Origin of the sequence: Nocardioides sp., assembly GCF_036405735.1 — a bacterium.
Taxonomy (GTDB): Bacteria; Actinomycetota; Actinomycetes; order Propionibacteriales; family Nocardioidaceae; genus Nocardioides.
On sequence record NZ_DASWXC010000047.1, the window covers coordinates 1 to 3218 of the forward strand.

3 protein-coding genes are annotated in these 3218 nt (G+C 72.7%); 2 read left to right on the forward strand and 1 reads right to left on the reverse strand.

Annotated elements, in window-relative coordinates; translation table 11 throughout:
- Positions 1–1432: alpha/beta hydrolase (locus VGE38_RS07225; RefSeq protein WP_524538544.1), on the reverse strand; the 1432-nt coding region annotated here is incomplete at its 3' end.
- Between the two features lie 156 nt (positions 1433–1588).
- On the opposite strand from VGE38_RS07225, the gene VGE38_RS07230 reads away from it, so the two are divergent.
- The gene (locus VGE38_RS07230; protein WP_331141859.1) at positions 1589–1867 is read left to right on the forward strand and encodes a hypothetical protein; all 279 of its coding nucleotides are present in this window, start codon (positions 1589–1591) and stop codon (positions 1865–1867) included.
- Between the two features lie 85 nt (positions 1868–1952).
- Positions 1953–3158, forward strand: coding sequence for a phosphoglycerate dehydrogenase (gene serA / locus VGE38_RS07235; RefSeq protein ID WP_331141860.1), 1206 nt, complete (start codon positions 1953–1955; stop codon positions 3156–3158).
- Positions 3159–3218: the final 60 nt, after the last annotated feature.

The window sequence follows — 3218 nt, forward strand, 5'->3', positions numbered from 1 at the left end:
CGTGGCTGAGGACCTGCGCGTCACCGATCGAGTCGACCCGCACCCGCGAGCCGTCGAAGAGCGGCAGCGCGTCCTCGTCGTCGGCTGCGAAGAGGTGGACGGCGCCGGCGACGTACGCCGTGCCGACGTCCTGCTGCTCGCGCGGGCTGAGCCGGTCGGGGTTGCGCTTGCCGCACGTCCCCTGGGGGTCGCCGCCCCAGTCGTCCCAGGCCGGGGCCTGGGCGAGGCCGGGCGTCCACTCGGTGTTGAAGTAGTTGTGGTTGGCGCCCATGACGAGCACCGAGCTCTTCAGCGAGGTGTCGCCGGTGGTGAGGTCGCGGGCGGTGTCGGTGAACTTCTGGCCCTGCAGGTCGCTCACGTCGCCGTCGCAGAAGGGCAGCAGCGTCACCGTCGGCACGTACGGCGCGGTCTGCGCGCCGAAGTCGGTCGGGGCGATGAGCACCTGGCCGACCACCCGGTAGGGCGCGCTCAGCGGGATCTGGATCGAGGCGCGGTCGACGCCCTCGCCGCCACGGCTGTGACCGACGAGCACGACCCGGTCGAGGTCGACCTGGTGGGCAGCCGCGATGCCGGCCCAGTGGTCGAGGTGGCGCTCGACGATCTCGGCCCGGGCGTCCGCACCGCCGTCGGGCAGCCGGTAGTCCTGGGCGTTGATGCCGTTGACCCGCACCGAGACCGTCGCGTAGCCCTGGGAGGCGAGCACCTGCTGGATGTAGTCGTAGCCGAGCTGGCTCGGGATCTCCTTCAGCGGGGCCTGGCAGGGCCAGTCGCCGTACGCGTCGGGGTCCTTCGGGTCGTAGCAGACGCTGTGGCGCCCGTGCAGGAACAGCACGAGCGGACGCGGTCCGGTGGCGGCGTCGGCGGCGGGCTCGACGACGTGGCCGACCATCTCGATCGGCACGGGCATGCCCGGCAGCTTCACGGGGTCGAGCTCGTAGTCGCTGGTGGTCACCGCGAAGTCGCCGCGGGTGGCCGGGTCGGCCGGCAGCGTGACCGTGCCCGGGAGGTCGAGGGCCTTGCCCGCGGCCGGAGCCGTGGACGACCGGTAGCGGTCGTCGCCGCGGGTGTCGAGACGGTCGCCGGAGAGCAGGACGTCGTACGCCGCCGGGTCCGGCCGGCGCTCGGCGGTGACGACCGCGCGCACCGTGCGACCGTCGGCGTCGAGCTCGGGGGTGCCGACCTGGGCGTCGGCCGGGCCGACGATCGTCGGTCGGTCGGAGGTCATCGGGAACCGCGTGGGCGAGCGCCAGGCGACGACGTACCGGCCCTGCCCGAGGTCCTGCACCGTCCAGGTGCCGACGTCGGTGGCGCCGACGGTCTCACCGGCCCCCGCGGGTGCCGCTCCGGGCGAGGCGGACACCGCCCCGGTGGTGAGGGTGGTGGCGGCGAGTGCCGCCAGAGCTGCAGCGGCGATCCGCCGGCGTGGTCCCATGCTCCGCAACTATGCCGCTGCCGCGCGCCCGCCGTGGCGAAACCGGACCTGGCCCGGCCGATGTGACCGGGGCGACGTGGACGAGCGGTCTGGTCCGGAGGCCCCGGCTGGAGCGTTCCGAGGACGACCCGCGATGCCGTGCCTACCGTCCCGGACATGGCCCTTCGCAGCGTCGTCGCCGCGTTCGCCCTCGCCTCGGCCGGCCTGGTGGCCGTCCCGACGGTCGCGAACGCCACCACCCTCGCCGACCACCACGTCGACCGCGCCGTCACCCACCAGGTCACCCACCCGTGCACGCGCACGTCGAGCGGCACCTGCATCCGGGGCGGGCAGTTCTGCCCGCAGAGCAGCTACGGCCACAGCGGCTGGGACGCGCAGGGCCGGCGCTACGTGTGCAAGGGCGACCGGACCCACCCGCACTGGATGCGGCCGTAGCACCACCGGGACCGCCTCGCCGGGGCGTCCCACCGATCGGCGCCGTTTCGGTGGCAGGCGGGACGCAGACCTAGGCTGGTCGATCGTGAAGGTGCTGCTGCTCGAGAACATCCACCCGGCCGCCGTCGAGATCCTCGAAGGCCACGGCTTCGACGTCGAGCTGCGGTCGGGCGCCCTCTCCGAGGACGAGCTGGTCGCGACCCTGCCCGGCGTGTCGCTGCTGGGCATCCGCTCCAACACCCACCTCACCGAGCGCGTCTTCGAGGCGGCGACCGACCTGCTCGCGGTCGGCTGCTTCTGCATCGGCACCAACCAGGTCGACCTCGGCGCGGCCAGCAAGCGCGGCGTGGCGGTCTTCAACGCGCCGTACTCCAACACGCGCAGCGTCGTCGAGCTCGTCATCGGCGAGATCATCGCCCTCGGCCGCCGGCTGACCGAGAAGACCCAGCGCATGCACGAGGGCATCTGGGACAAGTCGGCGCAGGGCAGCCACGAGGTGCGCGGCCGGACGCTGGGCATCGTCGGCTACGGCAACATCGGCACCCAGCTCGGCAACGTGGCCGAGGCGTTCGGCATGCGCGTGATCTTCTACGACACCGCCGACCGTCTCGCGCACGGCAACGCCCAGCGGATGCGCAGCCTCGACGAGCTGCTCGCCGAGGCCGACGTGGTCAGCCTCCACGTCGACGGACGGCCCGGCAACGCCGGCATGTTCGGCGCCGAGGAGCTCGCGAAGATGAAGCCCCGCAGCCTGTTCATCAACGCCTCGCGCGGCATGGTCGTCGACGACGTCGCCCTGCGCGAGCACATCCTCTCCGGCCACATCGCGGGCGCCGCCATCGACGTCTTCCCCGTCGAGCCCAAGGCGCAGGGCGAGACCTTCGAGTCGGTGCTGCGCGGCCTGGACAACGTCATCCTCACCCCCCACGTGGGCGGCTCCACCCAGGAGGCGCAGGAGGAGATCGGCTACTTCGTCTCCGCCAAGCTCGCGGCGTTCGCACGCCAGGGCCGCACCGAGCTGTCGGTCAACCTGCCGACCGTGCAGGCCCCCGAGCTCGAGGCCGGCCACCGCATCGGCTTCCTGCACGACAACGTGCCGGGCGTGCTGGCCAGCGTCAACGACCTGCTCGCCGACGCCAACGCGAACGTGACCGGGCAGTACCTCTCCACCCGCGGCCAGCAGGGCTACGTCATCACCGACACCTTCGACCCGCTGCCGCAGGACGCGCTCGCCAAGCTCGCCGAGGCCGACCACAGCATCTGGCTGCGCACCTGGGACGCTTCGGTCTGACGGCCTGCCGATTTTCCCGGCTGGCCGGGGAGACTGCCCGACGTACTCTCGTCCCATGGC